The sequence below is a fragment of the Myxosarcina sp. GI1 genome (assembly GCF_000756305.1).
In the GTDB taxonomy this organism is placed as follows: domain Bacteria; phylum Cyanobacteriota; class Cyanobacteriia; order Cyanobacteriales; family Xenococcaceae; genus Myxosarcina.
The window spans coordinates 15,579-31,573 of sequence record NZ_JRFE01000047.1 but is presented as its reverse complement, the minus strand read 5'-3'; the positions used below and the strand labels follow the sequence as shown (position 1 = coordinate 31,573).

The window sequence follows — 15,995 nt, the reverse complement described above, 5'->3', positions numbered from 1 at the left end:
GAAATTTAATTGTCGCTCACCAGCCAAACATCATTTAGATTCAATTTCTCTACCTCTTACAATAGAAATAGAACTAAATTTGAGCATCAACAACATGCAGACCTCGATACAACAACTGCAAAAGCAGCTTCTTAATCTACCTGTTCGCGATCGCTGGCAGTTAGTACAGGTACTTTTAGAATYTCTACAACAAGAAACACGCCCTGCTGCCCAACAGCGCAATTTGTCTAGACTTCGTGGCATCGCTAAAAGCACGACGAACACCGATTGGATTTACCAACTCTGAAATTCCCGTAATCGCTCCCGACCAACTCAATTCAATATTGTTTGACAGTTAAAATCTTGCTATTGTCCTTTTTGTCTTTTGAGTACCTTTTTCAAATAGTCTAAAGAATAACCTCGCTCGATCGCATCCTGCCATCTTTCCCAAGCACCAGATAAACAGACCCACTGTTCGTCTTCTCGCATTTCGCGACCTGAACAATAGCCTAGTTCTCTGGCTAAATCGTACCAATAATCAAACACGGCTCTTTGGTCTATTCCCTCGCTGAGAGCGCAATTTGTACCACCCCAACTTTCTTTTAACGCTTGGGCAAAATAGCCAGCAGGATTAGGAATATAGCTGCTGCGTTTTCTAGCTTGAAACAGCGCGATCGCTTCAGAYACCTTCTCAGCYTCATACTGCTTWAYYAWCYTTRCTACTGTTGAGTTWGTYTGTAYYCCCAATTCATCYAGTTKYTTSACTTGCGACTTCCATTCTGAATTAACCGCTTTAGTCTTTTTGGCTTCTTTCATACTACATTTGAAGGCTTTGTTTTCTTCTCTAGTAGTTTCCCGTTCTTGGTTCTCATAAGGTTTATTTTGAGCGAGATTAGGGATAAATTCGCTCTGACAAACTTCTACTTGTTTTAAACCGCTTTCTTCTACAGCTTTAATTTCAGAAACAGTAGCATTTTCTTTCTGTTCTGCTGCTTTATCTTCTGTTGTAGTCTTTGTTTCTATAGATGAGAATTTACTATCCCTCACCTCAACTTGTGGGCTGTCTTCATTTCGTTCTGTATCAGCGCACATCTCGGTTATTTTAATGCTTTCAGGGTTTTTCCCTCGCAGATACTCAAACAGGCGGTCGTAATCTAAGCTGTAATAATTTGTCTGATTCCATTCCCTCGCTCTGTATCTGACTACTTTGACAATAGACAGCGATCGCAACAGAGCCATCGACTTCCTAAACTGCCAGATACTTAACCATCTAAATTGTTCGTTTATCCAGTCGGGAAAGGTGTTATATATCCACTTCACTCCATCTACTATTACTCCTACTCCTTTCTTCTGCATCCAATAGTGCAATTGTTGGACGATTACGGCAGCATTAATATCTCCCAATGCCTCGGCTATCTCGGCATCGAAAAAACGATTATTATTTGGGGAGGTGTTTAAGATGCTCACGATTCTCCCCCGTACATTGCTTCTAAATCCTGAGTGAAAAATTCTGATGCTCCGCAGCTTGAGAGTACCGCAGCTATCAAGGCTCGTTTCTGGGAAATCTTACAAATAGTATTAGTCAGGTCGTAAATTTTGTACTTCTGCTTCTGGTACTTGTTTTCCATTGAGTTACAGCACCCATCGCCTTGACCAACCATCTCGCCGCGACGATACAAAGAACAACGATAGTGATAGTGAAATAAAGGTTTGTCAAAATCGGTGATGAAGTAGAGTAGTTCATAGCTAGGACGTAGACTGAACAATCTACACAGCTTCTCTGCTCCTGGCTTTAATAAAGTAGGCTTCTTAGTCCCTGGAATAGTTCCGTAGTCTACTCCTTTCTGCATCTGGGCTTTGACAAAAATTACCATCACTCGATAATGTTCTGCTGTTGTGGCTATTGCCTTGTCATATACTGGAGCATCTACGACCGAAGCTACTATTGCATTTGGCTTCTGACTATTATTCATCTTTAGTATCGGGATAATTTTTAACAATTAGCCGTAAGCAAGCTTAAAGCTTATGGCTTATGGCTTATGGCTTACGGCTTAAAGCTGTTTTTAAAATGGCTGGTTGCTAGAGTATGTCTGGTACTTTCGGTCAAAGTGCCTAGCCAGTCCTATTAAAAATCCCTCTCGATATGGCAACTTACCCCATAACTCTGGATTTGGGTCGATGGCAATTATTCCATCGAATTCTCCATCTGTGTACCAATCTGTTTCTTGCTCTATTCGTGCATCTCTAGCTGCTAAATCATTCCGTATCCGCTGGTCTTGTTCGTGTTCAACTGCTATATTAAATGTCATAACAAATCCTCTTGATTAGGGGTCATAAAGGGCGATCGCCTTGTTTGTCAGGCACTGCGAAACGCCCTTTTGTTATAACTTTGATTATAGCAGGCTTGCTATAAAAACTCAATGCAAAATGTATTTATTGCTTGGTCGCTATAAAACTGCTAAACTTATTCTTAATACCCTTCCCAAGCTATAGAATTACGAGGAAAATGTATATGAAGAATATTAAGAGCAAAACAAGAATGATTCGTTGGCGACTTCGAGTATTAATGGCTGAAAGAAATATTAATAACAAAACTTTGGCACAATTGACTGGACTTCATCCCACTACCATTTCTCGGCTGAAAAATACTGATGAGCTAAAGCAAATTACTGGTGAAGCTTTAGATGCTCTTTGTAACGTTCTTGTTTGTACCCCTAACGATCTAATTGAATTCACTCCTGACGGTGATTCTCGTTCAGAATCGAAGACGACAAATTCTAAAACTATCGAGCTTAATCGAAGAACTACTGTTTCGTCTCGAAACCAAGAGCTTAATGACAATATTATGTCTGCTGCCTAACATCAGTCTTTTAAAAAAAATTTAACAACTTTAGTTTTTACACCAAAGATTAATCCGCCGATCGCTTTTTGTAGCATGATTTTTGAGGCGATCGCATCCAGCTTTGAACCATTCTTCTCTTTTAGTATCCCAAATACGAATCGTGCCGTCCCAGCTACCGCTAACTATTTTATTATTGTCTGGGTTAACCGCAACTGAATCCACATAACCTTCGTGTCCTCGAAATGGTGATGTAACTAAATCGCCTTTGGTATTCCAAATACGTATAGTGCGATCGCGACTGCCGCTGATAATTCTCTTGCCATCGGGACTAAAGATAGCCGAGTTAACTATACCTTCGTGACCGATAAAGGATTTACTGATAGAGTCATTGCTTAAATTAATTAAGCGCATCGTACCGTCACGACTGCCACTGATAATTTTATTTCCATCTGGACTAAAGTTAACGGTCATAATTTCACTGTCATAAAGTTCCGACCAGGTTTCTAACTGTTGTTTCTGGTTTAAATCCCAAAGACGAATAGTGCGATCGCGACTAGCACTGACTAACTTGCTACCGTCGGGACTAATAGCAATTGAAGTTACTCCAGCTTCATGACCAGTTAAAGTACTAATGAGACTACCCGATCTATCCCAAAGGCGTATGGTTCGATCGTCGCTACCGCTAATAACCAGATCGTTATCGATCGCTACAGAAGTCACGCTGTCTTCATGTCCGAATAAAGGCTCACCGATAGAATTCCCTCGGCTATCCCAGAAGCGTATGGTTCGATCGCTACTACCACTAACAATTGTCTTATTGTCTTGACTGATAGCTACTGTGTTAACTACCTTTTGATGACCGTTAAAAATATCTCTCAGGATACCCGAACGATCCCACAGGCGGACTGTAGAATCTTGTCCAGCACTAACGATCGACTCTCCATCGGAACTAACTGCTACAGATTTAACATGACCTTTGTGTCCTTCGATTACTTTACTAACAGAATTATCTTTAACACTCCATAGACGCACGGTGTTATCGCTGCTGCTGCTAACAACCTGACTGAGATCGGGCGTAACTGCTACAGAATTGATTAAGCCTAAATGACCTCTAAGAGGTAGTTCGACTTCATTTCCTTGTAAATCCCAAAAGCGGATTGTGCGGTCGCTGCTGGCACTAATAATAGTTTCCCCATCTTGGCTAAAAGCCAAAGACCAAATAATGCCTACATGACCGATAAAGGGTTCGGTAACTAAATTACCCTGCAAGTCCCAGAGACGAATTTGTTCATCATCTCCACCACTAGCAATTAGCTTGCCATCGGGACTAAACGCTACTGCGTTAACTAAATCTTGGTGTTTGCGCCAAGGAGATATAACTTGGTTCCCCTGAAGATCCCAAACGCGAACGGTGCGATCTTTACTGGCAGAAGCAATTAAATTACCATCGGGACTAAAAGCGATCGCCGTAATCCCAGCTTCATGTCCGATAAAAGGTTTACCTATAGGCTTACCCGATCTGTCCCACAAGCGAATCGTACCGTCGTCACTACTACCAGCAATAATGTCCCCCGAACTTGGTGGGACTGGATTGAACGCGATCGCCGTAACTGTATTTTTATAACCTACAAACGGACTACCTATAGAATTACCCGATCTATCCCACAGTCTAATAGTTCGATCCTCGCTACCACTAGCAACAAATTCCCCATCAGGACTAAAAGCAGCAGCAGTAACAGACTCAGTATGACCCTGTAAAGGCTGTCCGACTGGTTCGCCATGGCTGTTCCATAAACGTAAAGAGCGATCGCTGCTACCAGTCAAAATCCTACTTCCATCGGGACTATACGCCACGACGTTAACTTTATTTTCATGACCGATTAACTGTTGCTGTTCTCTAATTTCCTGTACCGCATCGAGTAGACTAGATTGAACCTGTCGATTGATTGGTAGGGGTAATAAACGATTGTGTCCCATAGTTTCTACTGCTACCGTCAGGGCATCTACGGGCTTATTAGCTAGTAAATTTCTAACCAAACCTGCTTTTTCTAACAGGATCGATAGCTGATAGAAAACCAACACCGTCATAAACGCGCCAGTAACAAAACTCCAGCGTCCGATTACATTACGACGTTTTTGCCCGATGCTGCGACGGACGAACTCTGTTTCTAATTGATTGAACCAATTATTATTCGATTTAAGTACCTGCTTTAAAAGATTGAGGCGGGGATCGCCATGCCACAAGAAACTAAACTTTTGTTGTTGTTGCCACTCAAAAGCTGCCCTAGTTAAGCGTCGTTGCAGCACTAGATTTTCTTGTTCTTGCTGTTGCCAAACTAAAAGCCGTTGCCAACCCCTAATTAAAGCATCGTGTGCCGGTTCGATATATTTTTCGCCTGTAGTATCGCTACCACTTACCAAAAGGCGAGCATTTAAAAAGCGATCTATTACTTTATCTACCAGTGGTTGTTTGGCTTGGGGATACTTTAGTTCTCTAAGAAACACCCTTCTACGAGCAATATTACCAGCGTCAATCGCTAGCATCCGCAACATCACCTGACGGATGGTTTTGTGGTAGATTGGAACTTGCTTGACTAAAGCTTGATACTCTGCATCGGCTCTTTTAGTAAGCGATCGCGCTACGCCTCCTAGTTCCTGATAGTCTGCTTCGGTAATGGCTCGTTTATCTCTCGTTCCTTCTCTTACCTTCTGCAAATACTTAAGATACAATTCGCTTAAAGCAAAAGAAAGCAAAGGCATCGCCCCTGGCATTTGAATCACTTCATCAATCAGGCGCTCGACTAAACTGGGGGGATCGAAATACATTACCCTTTCAGAAGCAGGTTTTTCAATCGCTTCCCGTAGTTCTTCTCTAGTCATGGCAGGAACGACAAAACGGGCATCACTCCAATAGGGTTCGAGTTCAGTGTCTCTTACCTGGGATTCAAAATCCGAGCGCAGAGTCAGAACTAAATGTAACTGAGGATAGGTAGCAATTGCTTTACTTAGTAGAGATAAAAACTGCAATCGCTCTTGACTATTGCAACAGAGGGTAAAAAGTTCTTCAATCTGGTCGATGACTACCAATAGTTTTTGTTGCGGGTTTGACTGCATCCATTGTTGTAAATAGTCCCATATTTTACCTGTGAGGGCGGTTGGCGAACCTTCTTTACCATTCGCTTCATCATCACCAATACCAATCTGAACTAAAATATCATCCAACGCCTGAAAGGGAAATTCCCCAGGACGTATTGGGGTTAAAATCGCCCATTGTCGATCTTTTAAGCTTCTAATATGGGGAATCAATCCCGCCTTGACTAAACTAGATTTACCCGTTCCCGAGGCCCCCAAAACTACAGTTAGAGAACGTTCCAAACAAAACTGATACAGCTTCTCACTTAGTATCTGTCTACCAAAAAATAAATTACTATTAGATTCCTCAAAAGACTCCAAACCGCGATAGGGATTATTACTTTCATCTAAAGGCGGTGCGGGAGGAAGATTGAGTTCGTGCCCAGGGGTGATAAAAATATATTCACCGCGGTCGTGTTTGTTGAGGGGGAATAAACCAGGAGTTTGTCTAGTTTTATTGCTTTCGGCAGTTATTTCCACGCGATCGCGCAAATATAAATACAGTTCTGTAGCAGTAATTACTCCATCTCCAGAGGGTTTGCCATCTATAGCAGGCGGACTAGAATCAGCCTGTCCCTGTAAAGCCTCGATCAAAGCAGCAGCAAAGGGAGAATGATGATTATCAGTCTCACCGCGATCGTCTTCGAGAATCAATAAATCCGCAGCCTTTTGGTTATGGGAAGTAGAAGTAAGTACCTGCCAAGCAGCAGCCTCGATAAAGCGATCGTAACGCTCTTGATGAATTACTTCAGGGGCGATTAATAAATTCCTGGTACTACTCCAACGAAACGCCCCTGCAAAGCAACAGTCGAGGATACACAAAAAATGACGACAGGGCAAATTATTTAAAGCCTGTTGCAACCGCACCATTGGTAAGTAAGTGCTGGTGTCTCCTAGTTTGGCATCCTGGGGAATCAAAAACCCTTCTAGCCCCTCATCACTATTTAAAGCAATACCGTGTCCCGCAAAATAAAAAATCAGGCGATCGCTTTCGGTTATGTTTTGGGGCAAAAATTCTTCTATTAAGCGCACGCAGTCTTGTAAAGTTGCCCGTTCGTCCAACAAACCCCATACTTGGTAATCGTGTTGCTGTTGTAAAATTTGGGCAATTTCTCTAGCGTCATTTACCGCCGTCGAAAGAGAGACAATACCGTTGGTGTAATTATTTATGCCTATGGCGATCGCTAAGTTGCGTTTGAATTGAGACATGGGAACTAATCTTTTATGAAAAGGGTTCTCGGTTGTTGACAATGTTCAATTTCAGCAGTGATAAACTGTAGATTAATGCGCTAAAGATCGGTAATGGATAGAAAAGAAGTACTATCGACTGTAGTTAAACATCAAAAAGTATCAAAAGAGTAGATTTAAAAACTCGAAAAGCGTTGCGCCAGCATTTACGCGAACCAGTTTTAAAGGATGCTATTCGTGTCTTCTAGAAATTGGCTACTGCAGGTTGGATTTTTTTCAATTTGCTGTTGATTGTTGAGATTGTTCTGTGGGTTGAATTGGTTGATATTGCCAGTAAATAAATGTACCGATGCCAGTGGCGATCGCAATTGTGCCAGCAATAATATTAATTAACCAGGGAGATCTAAATTTGTTAATAGTTTCTCGAACCAAAGGATTATTAATTTTGGTTGCTGTAACCAAATTTCTGGAATCAGCTTGCCAAGCTTGTTGAATAGCATCAGCCAGCCCTTTCAAACCTTCGGGATGGCAAAAATAAACCATGTGATCGCAAGCCACTTCCTGTATTTGGGGTGGATAGATACGGTTACTCTCTACACTCTTGATGCTGTCTACCTCGACAGCGATATCATTCGGTTGACCGAAGAATGCTAAAGAGATAGCGCGATCGCTCAGTTTTTGCGTCAGTCGCTTAATCAGACTGGGTTTATTTCTTTGAGATTCCAAAGCAGCAGGAATAATTGAGGTATTACCCGCCACGATGCTGTAGGGTGTGCCAGGATCGGGACTTGAGGCAAGATTACTGAGAAACTGCGAACCAGGCTTCATTTGATCGAGAGATACATCAATTACCTCTAAGGTACTAGCGGCAGTACCGATCGCTTTCATCAGCATTCCTAAAACGGGAACCGACCAAGAAACGGTAGATAAACTATTAAGACCGATACCTAGCATCGTTATCGCCCAATCTTCGACAGTTGACCAAGGCGTACCTGCATTCGGCGTACCTAGCATGATTAAGTGTTGGGCGATCGCCTTACCGCCCTCTCGTTCGATGAACCAGCGCGATACTAAGCCTCCCATTGAATGAGCGACTATATGTAAGTTTTTACCATGATTCGCCCCCAAACCAACCCGTTCTAGCTTTTGTTTTAGCAAACGGGCATTTTCTTCGATGGAAGTATGAAGATTTTCATAATCAAAAGTTAAAACTACATCGTAAAAATCGGCTATTTGTTTTGATTGATTTTCTATAGCTACCTCAGTACGGCGCACGCTTGGCAGCATCTTTTCTGTATCGCCAATGATGCCGTGAATATAGAGAATAATATTGTTAGCTTCGGCAACTTTGGCTTTAACTTCTTGAGTATCTTGAATGTAAGTTACGGTTTCATTCGCATCGACATCAGCTACAGCTAGCAAGGGGTATTTATATTCCCGTTTGAATTTCTGACCGACAATTTTTTGAAATAAAATCCGAAACGAACCGCCAAGACTGCGAGTAGTTTCAGAATCATTAACAGCAGGTAATCTGGTTAAATTAATTTCCGTTTTCCCACCTGCGATACTTTTTCCCCAACCCAAGGGCAAATAAAATTCACCGTCATAGGCTATGGGTAATAACTCCTCATTATCTGCTAAAGGTGTATCGACAATTAGTTTTAAAGGTTGTTGTTTACTAACGATTTCAGGATTTTGAACCTCGGTTAACTCCAGAACGTTTAAGCTAGGTTCGTTACCGCGACTGGTAGTAAATTGGAAAGGCTGTACCGAATTAATATCTTCCGTCAGAATTGGGGGAACAAGTTTGGTATGTAGATCTCTGGTAGCTTGTTTGACAGTAGTAAGACGTGCTTTGGCTTTAACGGGATGAGGTTGAATAGTTACGCCCACTCCCAAACTTCTGCTTTCATTACCCTGGGGAATAGCAACGGTATCCTGGGGGCGTACCGTAGTAATATGCACCTGACTTGTCATCCAGTCGTCATACACTACTTCGGTTTCTGCTTGGCTACTAAACGCCCTAGTTTGGACTCGACTCATCAAGCGATTTAGTGTGCCTTTACCCCGTTTGGGACTAGCAATGGCACGAGTGGGTAAATCTAGTTCGTTTAATTCTAACAGCGTTGCATCAAATTCAGCCGTACTGACAATTAACTTGAGTATATCTTTGGTTTCCGTTATTCCTCGATCCCAAAGTTTTTTATCGACAGTAGCATAAATTTTTTGACCGTCCAACGCCCAAGCAGACTCTCCAGACTGTAACCATACGCCACCTGTAGCTAGTAATTCCGCACTTACCTCATAGCGATCGCTCAAATCTAACAAAGCACAGTAAAGATCGAGATTGCTATTATTGGTTAGCTTGACTTTAAAAGTTGGCTGTTGCCATTTACCGTTTTCTTGGTAATAAGATAAGCGTAAATCTGTATCAACTAATTCTTTACCGTCTTGATAAACAGACATCTTCACCGCGTCGGTAGGAATACGGCTGGTAGCAGAACTAGATAACTCGGCAATATTCGTCCAACGAGTCAGATGTTCCAACCTTTGGATTACCTGACTGGCATTGGCTTCAGTGTATTCAATAATTGGTGCGACTAACGAGCGATCGTCCACTGGTCTAGTAATTATGTATTGGCGATCGCGGGCGATTACTTGCCATTCTGCATCTTCTGGCTTGTCAGCTTCGGTAATATAAAGAGAAGATTGCTGTTGTAAAACCTGACGCGCTAATTCTACACCTGGGTTGTCTCCCGTAATCAGAACCCCTTTAGGCAGTAGAGGTACACTAGTAACGATCGCCTTATAACTAGTTGCTGAATCTAAATTCTCTACCTCGATCTGACTCAACTGGGGCATTACCTTTAACACTTGCGCCGTCGCAATAGCTTTATCTGGCTGCGATAACTCAGCTACAGGTGTCTCAAAAGGAAAGATAGCCAGTTCAGTCGTTTCTACATTCTCCCAGTTATCCGAAGGTGTATCCTTTAGGACTCTTTGTCTCCCCGTCCCCTTGTCTCCCCGTCCTAAAAAACCATGCACCGCACCACCATCAATTACCCAACCATAGTTAGGTTGATGACTGACGGTGAAGTAAGGAGGATGGGTAAATATTGCCCTACCCAAAAACGATCGCTCTAAATTACCCGAATCTTTGGCTTCGATTTGGGGAGACTGATCCGTAACCTTACTACGGACTAGCGCATCGGTACGCTTGAATAAATCGCGGTAGGTCAAATTTCCGTTAGCTTTTTTAAGAGTATCTACTAGAAAATAAGAAAATACCCCTCGTTTTTCGCCATTGGCATTATACTCTTTAGCTAACTCGCGATCGCGACAGGCAGAAAGAAAGATATATTCACCCTTGCCAAACATCCAGTTAGAATTGGCTGACAAACTGCGGGTTTTCGATACTTTCACTTCCGAGGGGGCAACGATAAAGCTATCTAAAGGTCTTTGTCTCTTATCTAAAGGTGCTTTTCTCGTCGCTACATCCAAATCTAGTTCCCCACGAGTCCCCGAACCAGAATGGCAGCAATCCATGATAATTACCGTATGAGGATTATTTTGGACTACTTCTGAAATTAATTTACCCAATTCCTTATCCGCCAAATCCCAACCTCCTTGGATACGACTGTCATAACAGACAATAGTTTCATTCAGGCGATCGGGTTCGACATCCCAAAATTCAGGGGGTGCTTGCTCCTGTGAACCGTGTCCCGCGTAGTAAAACAAAGCAATATCATCACTGGTTGCTTGAGATAAATGCTCTCGAAAGCCTTCGATAATTCCCTGACGAGTAGCATCGCGATCGAGCAAAGTGCGGAGATGTAATTGATAATCACCCCGATCTACTCTACCCTCAAGATATTCTTCTATAGCTTTAATATCGTTAACGCATCCTTGCAAGGGCGGTATGGGGTGAGTATAAGCATCGATGCCTACTAATAATGCATAAATATTTTTAGTCATGATAATTTTGAAAGATAAAGAATGGATGCTGGAGAGACATATTTTCTAAATACAAAGCGATCGGGAATAAGTCGGGAAGAAATGGAAGAAATTGCCGTAAGGTGGGCAAGCTACAGTTGGAAATTAATCGCATATTTCACAATTTAATTTTGCCCACCTTACAAATTGATGAGGAGATCGCCTCGTGTCAAGAATCGATCGTTCATCCCAATACTCAAACCCGCGAACAGGCACTAGAACGACCAAAAGAATGGATGAGTGAAATTCCCAATCTATCGGGTACGGATAAGGGTGCATCTCGTTATGTAGCAGCTGAGAAAAAATTACCTAAAAATGCTTTTAAATTAGAAGAAGATTTAGAACCAACTCCTGTCGATCCTCCAGATAATCAGTTTGTTTGGTTTGCTTTTTTTTTGGTAATTATTATTTTGGGTAGTTTGGTTTGGTTGGCTGGGGTATAGTCTTCACTACCAGAGCCAACTATAATCTATGTCGGATCGATAATGCCTTCCCCAATCATGCGTATTGCAGTCAAGCTGGGGACAAAAAAGTAGTCTCCACCCCTAGTTTCTACAAAGCGAGTTAGGTTAGAGCAGAAAAATGGCGGACGACCATTCTTACCGTTAGCGTCGGCTTGTTCTCCTTCGATGACCATGCGTCCAGTACCTTTCCCTTTTAGGGTTTGACCGTGATTACCCAATATAGGGTCTTTATCGTTGGCTAGTCTGAAATCATTGCCATAATTAACCCACTTTTGTTGGACAAACTCAAATTGACGTTTGATACTGGCGCACAAACACATAAAAATGACCCCATGATTGCCATCATCATTATTTGGATCGGTAATTTTCTTACCGTAGGGTAAACCTCGACGGAGGATGCGACGGCGATTTACTAAAGCTCCTGGAGTTTCATATGCTTGTTTGCCAAATTCTAATGCTCCTCTGGGATTGACTCGGCGAGTGTGTGCGCCCACGGGACAGCGCGAACCTGCTAGATCTGGGTTAAAGTTATAGCCTACTAGCTGTTTGCGTAGTTGTTCGTATTCTTGCTTCAAAGTTAGGGTTGATTCGCTCTTTGGATCTTTTTGATAGGCTTGATAGTATCGATCTCTGGTTATTTTTAAATTAACGATAAACTCATTAGCTTCTGCTTGAGTAGGGAACAGGGTTAAGGGCGCACCATTTTTCCAACGACCGACAAATTTAGCTGATAGAGCATCTTTGCCCCCAGGAAAATCTTTACCGACTTCTTCTGTATATTCGTTAAAAGCAGCTACATTTTGATGCAGCTTGCGGTAAACCATAAAAGTACCGTTATAGGATAACAGCCTGGGGATAGGTGCGACGGGATATTCTTGGGATTCGTCGCGATAGCCGAGAATAAATTCTCCTGTTTCCAGAGGTTCCCAACCCTCTTTGGTATCGGGAGCTAAACGAGTTGGTTTCCCGCCACCAATTACTTTGATGGGATTGCTGCCACTACCTTTGAAATAAGCTTCGCTAATGCCATCTTTATAGCCAAAATGTTCGGTTCGATCTTCTAAAACTGCTGCTGCTTGATATTCGGGTGTGTCTCCTCGATGACCGCTCAATTGCGTTACGCCCCCTTTTACTTCGGGGTGTTCGAGAATTTGGCATATTTCTCGATAGCGTTGCTCTAAAGCAGTCGGTGTTTGTCCGTCAACCGATACCCAAATATCTACGGTTAAGTTGCCATTCCAGATGGAGTCCCAATGTTCGGAGGAACTAACACCATCATCGCCCAAAATTTCCCAGCGATCTTTCATGCCCATAGAAAATTCCGCAGGAAAACTCTGTAGTGATTTGCGGGGTAAACCGAGATGTTTTAACCCGTTATAGGTAAAAGCAATATTAGTCGCTGCATCGGGGATATTATCTCGATCTACTGGCAGAGAGAAGTCTCTCGTTTCCCAGGGCGCACTACTGGTAATGTATGGTCCGATCGCCCGTACAAAAGCCCGACCTTTATCTTCGTCACTAACGTGATAGAAAATATAACGCGCCTGACCAAACTGAAACCGTCCGTAGGCTTTAACTATATTGCCTTGAATATCATATAAATCTAAATGCTCTGGCATGGTTGACTCCTTTATCTGCTCGCACACTAATTATTTGTTTAAAATATTTGCTACTTAAAGATTTCTCATTGCATCTGCCAAACCTTCTGGTTCTTCTTCGTAACCTGGCATCCATGTGGGTTCTGCTAGTTCTGGTTGGGTGTATTTCACGAATGCTTTGAATGCTCGTTGCAACTCGGCTGCATCTTTGGGGCTGTTAATCAAATCTTGGTGGGAAAAGATAAAGTGGGCAAAAGCCTGCTTGAGGTATAGGGCTTTTAGCTGTTCTGCCAAAGGATCGTCAGTAGAGCCATTAAAGAACAAGGCATTATCTACCTGACACCGCTTGATATAGTCGATAAAACCCTCAGCATTATTAACGCGATCGCCCGCAACGCAGTGTTGCAATAATTTCCTGAGTTCGGTTGGGGCATTTTCCCACATCCCCCGAAGATAAGGCTCTAATTCTCCATAAAAATTGCTCGAAAAGACTAAATATTTAGACTTTAAATGTTCTTCTCTAGCGGGACTTCCCTGATAAAAGACATCATTCAGCACATAAAATCGACAGAGATAGGTATTGGGTACTTTTGCCATCGGGCTGTGTTCGTTGCGATCTAAACTCCAGGTTTGCAATAGTCCTCTTACCTTGCTAGCATACGATTCCCCCGCTTCAGTACCGTTTTTAATTGGAATTAGTGCTGTTAGTCCGTAAGCATTACCGCTTTGATTTGCCATAATCGATCGCCTCTAATTTCGTTCGGTTCTTTTTCTTTCCCTTCTGGCGATCGCCTCTGCCGATAAACTGACGATCGGTGTGGGTTCCATCAAACTTAGGTCGTGCTGCAAATCCGTCAGCATGGCATTAAATTTTTGCTTAAACGTTTCGGGATCGTCATCCTCCATGTTTTGACTGAATTCGATTAATGAAGCTTTGACCTTTTTTGCCGACTTAACATCATTAGCCGAAGCCATCGGGTAAGCATTGTAGTAGTGATTCGTCCAGATCTGGTTGAAGTTAATGTAATCGTGAAACGGTTGCAAAGGCACGGAACGAGGATATTTCACGTTTTTGAACCAAAATGAATCCAGTCCCTTGGAAATTGCCATGTGGAATGAATCAATATACTGTTCCCAACTGCCGTTAAAATTACTAAAAAAGAATTCGTAAGTGTATTTAATCGTTTCTTGTGGCTGGCTTTCATCCAAACGGGGGAACTGCTTGGGGCTAACAATTGTCCACCGAGCATAGTGAATCAATGACAGGGTGTTTAAACCGATAAAGCGATCGCGATTCCTAGACGATCTCGCAGCCCGAAAAATCAGACGATTAATCCAGGCAGTACTCCGTTTAATGGGCGTAACCACATTCATGGCGTAGGCTTTGCCAGCAATATTGGACATTGATGACCTCGTTATTTAATGATTTGACCAACGGTCAGGCAAGCCCCGTCGTTTTACGGCGGGGACCCTGACCTTGATAAGTGAAAGATATTTATAAAACGGGAAGAACTAGGGAAATTAAGAAAGCAGGGGAGGCAGAGGAGCGGTAATTTAGAGAATTGGTATAAGAAAGCAATTACGAATCAATAATTATTCATCAATAACTCACATTAATTTCCAATTCTGACCCTTAAATGACTGGGAAAAGGTCCGCGAAACTCCATTTTGCCTGCTTTTCCTGGTTCGCGGGTTAATTTGTCAACTCGTAAAATCGCTTTTAAAATCATCGGGATTTGAATCATGTTGATGTAATACCCAAAGCAAGTATGCATCCCATAACCGAAGTGTAAATAGTGATAGTCGGGTCTATCTAAACGAAAACTTTTGGGACTGTCGATCTGACGACCATCCATCATCGCCGACTTAGTTAGTGCCAATACTGGCGTACCTTTGGTTATCTTTTTAGCTCGCCAAGTACCTTTAGCCAGGGTGTAATCTTCCAGAGTAATACGTGTGATACCTGGAGAAAAGACATCGAAGCGCAAACACTCCAACATTATCTTTTGCAGTTTTTCATCATCATCGTCGCGAGCAGCAGTTTGTGCCATCTTTAATAGTTCGGGGCGGTCTAATAGGTAATTTAAAACTTGTGCGGTACATTTGGAGGTAGTCGGTATTGCACCGATGATAGTGCCTAACAGATTGTTGCGAATGTCTTCATCGCTCATTCCAGGAGTATTACTTGCCTGTAACGCCAGACATCGACCCAGTACGTCATCTTTTTCCTCTCCTGATGTCTTACGAGTTTGGATTAACTCATCGAGATAGGTTCGCATCTTTTCTGCGTAGCCGATCGCTTTTTCATCTACCTCAGCAGGATTATCGGGAAAAAAGAGATACTGGAACATATAGGTATTCCATTCTGCTAGTTCTGCTGCTGTAGTTCCTGAAACGCCCATATATTCAGCAGAAAAATAACAGGGTACTGGTTCGCTTAGTTCTTTGACTACATCAAACGTTCCTTCACCAGCAGCATCGACTAAAGAGCGAGCGTAGTTTTCGATTAACGGTTTTATTCGCTTTTCTAAATCGGTGCGAGGCAGGACAATACGCATATTCGATACATCACGGGCGTAAATTTCCGTGTTGTTCATACCGAGAAAAAAATTACTCCCTGCGGTAATAACTCTCATTTTCTTTGCATAGGTCACGCCAAAAACATTGGGACGAGATAAAACTTCTCGTACATCGTCAAATCTAGTTACCGATACCGTGCCGTTTGAGATCGAGATCGGTTTGAAACTTCGTAACATCGAACTTCTGAGGTAGTTTACCAGCAACATTTCTAAGATACTC

The 15,995-nt window shown here is 42.5% G+C and carries 11 protein-coding genes and 1 pseudogene; 3 read left to right on the top strand and 9 right to left on the bottom strand.

The window, feature by feature from the left end:
- A partial coding sequence (locus KV40_RS35850) for a hypothetical protein (protein ID WP_371260839.1) occupies positions 1-286 on the top strand: 286 nt, incomplete at its 5' end.
- Between the two features lie 59 nt (positions 287-345).
- Here KV40_RS35850 and KV40_RS32660 read toward each other — a convergent pair.
- The 3 genes and pseudogenes from KV40_RS32660 to KV40_RS26150 all read right to left on the bottom strand — a co-directional run bounded on the left by KV40_RS32660 (position 346) and on the right by KV40_RS26150 (position 2,288).
- Positions 346-1,446 (bottom strand): annotated as a pseudogene (locus KV40_RS32660) (hypothetical protein).
- Complete coding sequence (locus KV40_RS26155; RefSeq protein ID WP_052055980.1) at positions 1,443-1,952, bottom strand: hypothetical protein; 510 nt, start codon at positions 1,950-1,952, stop codon at positions 1,443-1,445. Before KV40_RS26155 ends, KV40_RS32660 begins: the two are co-directional and overlap by 4 nt.
- Positions 1,953-2,042: 90 nt before the next feature.
- Positions 2,043-2,288: a hypothetical protein gene (locus KV40_RS26150; RefSeq protein WP_036487478.1), complete on the bottom strand. Its 246-nt coding sequence runs from the start codon at positions 2,286-2,288 to the stop codon at positions 2,043-2,045.
- A gap of 203 nt (positions 2,289-2,491) precedes the next feature.
- On the opposite strand from KV40_RS26150, the gene KV40_RS33775 reads away from it, so the two are divergent.
- Positions 2,492-2,839 carry a helix-turn-helix transcriptional regulator gene (locus tag KV40_RS33775; RefSeq protein WP_216595732.1) on the top strand — a complete coding sequence of 116 codons (348 nt, stop codon included), beginning with the start codon at positions 2,492-2,494 and terminating at the stop codon, positions 2,837-2,839.
- A gap of 30 nt (positions 2,840-2,869) precedes the next feature.
- Here KV40_RS33775 and KV40_RS35325 read toward each other — a convergent pair whose 3' ends face one another.
- Together KV40_RS35325 and KV40_RS26135 are read right to left on the bottom strand one after the other, a co-directional pair.
- A complete protein-coding gene (locus KV40_RS35325; RefSeq protein ID WP_036487476.1) occupies positions 2,870-7,162 on the bottom strand; it encodes a caspase family protein in 4,293 nt (1,430 codons plus the stop codon).
- Between the two features lie 255 nt (positions 7,163-7,417).
- Positions 7,418-11,116: a caspase family protein gene (locus KV40_RS26135; RefSeq protein WP_036487475.1), complete on the bottom strand. Its 3,699-nt coding sequence runs from the start codon at positions 11,114-11,116 to the stop codon at positions 7,418-7,420.
- 116 nt (positions 11,117-11,232) lie between these two features.
- On the opposite strand from KV40_RS26135, the gene KV40_RS26130 reads away from it, so the two are divergent.
- On the top strand, positions 11,233-11,577 hold the full coding sequence (locus KV40_RS26130; RefSeq protein ID WP_172657348.1) for a hypothetical protein: 345 nt from the start codon (positions 11,233-11,235) through the stop codon (positions 11,575-11,577).
- Between the two features lie 26 nt (positions 11,578-11,603).
- Here KV40_RS26130 and KV40_RS26125 read toward each other — a convergent pair whose 3' ends face one another.
- From KV40_RS26125 to KV40_RS26110, 4 genes are all read right to left on the bottom strand, one after another.
- Positions 11,604-13,217 (bottom strand): Dyp-type peroxidase domain-containing protein, encoded by a 1,614-nt coding sequence (locus KV40_RS26125; RefSeq protein WP_036487474.1) that lies wholly within the window; start codon positions 13,215-13,217, stop codon positions 11,604-11,606.
- Positions 13,218-13,271: 54 nt separating this feature from the next.
- Positions 13,272-13,934 (bottom strand): hypothetical protein, encoded by a 663-nt coding sequence (locus KV40_RS26120; protein WP_052055978.1) that lies wholly within the window; start codon positions 13,932-13,934, stop codon positions 13,272-13,274.
- A 12-nt stretch (positions 13,935-13,946) separates the two neighbouring features.
- Positions 13,947-14,600, bottom strand: a complete 654-nt coding sequence (locus KV40_RS26115) for a hypothetical protein (protein ID WP_036487473.1) — start codon at positions 14,598-14,600, stop codon at positions 13,947-13,949.
- Positions 14,601-14,809: 209 nt separating this feature from the next.
- Positions 14,810-15,982 carry a cytochrome P450 gene (locus tag KV40_RS26110; protein WP_216595731.1) on the bottom strand — a complete coding sequence of 391 codons (1,173 nt, stop codon included), beginning with the start codon at positions 15,980-15,982 and terminating at the stop codon, positions 14,810-14,812.
- Positions 15,983-15,995 lie beyond the last annotated feature (13 nt).

What these genes read in the sequence shown, in the direction of transcription:
- KV40_RS26120 (WP_052055978.1), bottom strand. Translation starts at nt 13,934, where the DNA reads ATGGCAAATCAAAGCGGTAATGCTTACGGACTAACAGCACTAATTCCA.
- KV40_RS26150 (WP_036487478.1), bottom strand. Translation starts at nt 2,288, where the DNA reads ATGACATTTAATATAGCAGTTGAACACGAACAAGACCAGCGGATACGG.
- KV40_RS33775 (WP_216595732.1), top strand. Translation starts at nt 2,492, where the DNA reads ATGAAGAATATTAAGAGCAAAACAAGAATGATTCGTTGGCGACTTCGA.
- KV40_RS26135 (WP_036487475.1), bottom strand. Translation starts at nt 11,116, where the DNA reads ATGACTAAAAATATTTATGCATTATTAGTAGGCATCGATGCTTATACT.
- KV40_RS26115 (WP_036487473.1), bottom strand. Translation starts at nt 14,600, where the DNA reads ATGTCCAATATTGCTGGCAAAGCCTACGCCATGAATGTGGTTACGCCC.
- KV40_RS26155 (WP_052055980.1), bottom strand. Translation starts at nt 1,952, where the DNA reads ATGAATAATAGTCAGAAGCCAAATGCAATAGTAGCTTCGGTCGTAGAT.
- KV40_RS26110 (WP_216595731.1), bottom strand. Translation starts at nt 15,982, where the DNA reads ATGTTGCTGGTAAACTACCTCAGAAGTTCGATGTTACGAAGTTTCAAA.
- KV40_RS26125 (WP_036487474.1), bottom strand. Translation starts at nt 13,217, where the DNA reads ATGCCAGAGCATTTAGATTTATATGATATTCAAGGCAATATAGTTAAA.
- KV40_RS35325 (WP_036487476.1), bottom strand. Translation starts at nt 7,162, where the DNA reads ATGTCTCAATTCAAACGCAACTTAGCGATCGCCATAGGCATAAATAAT.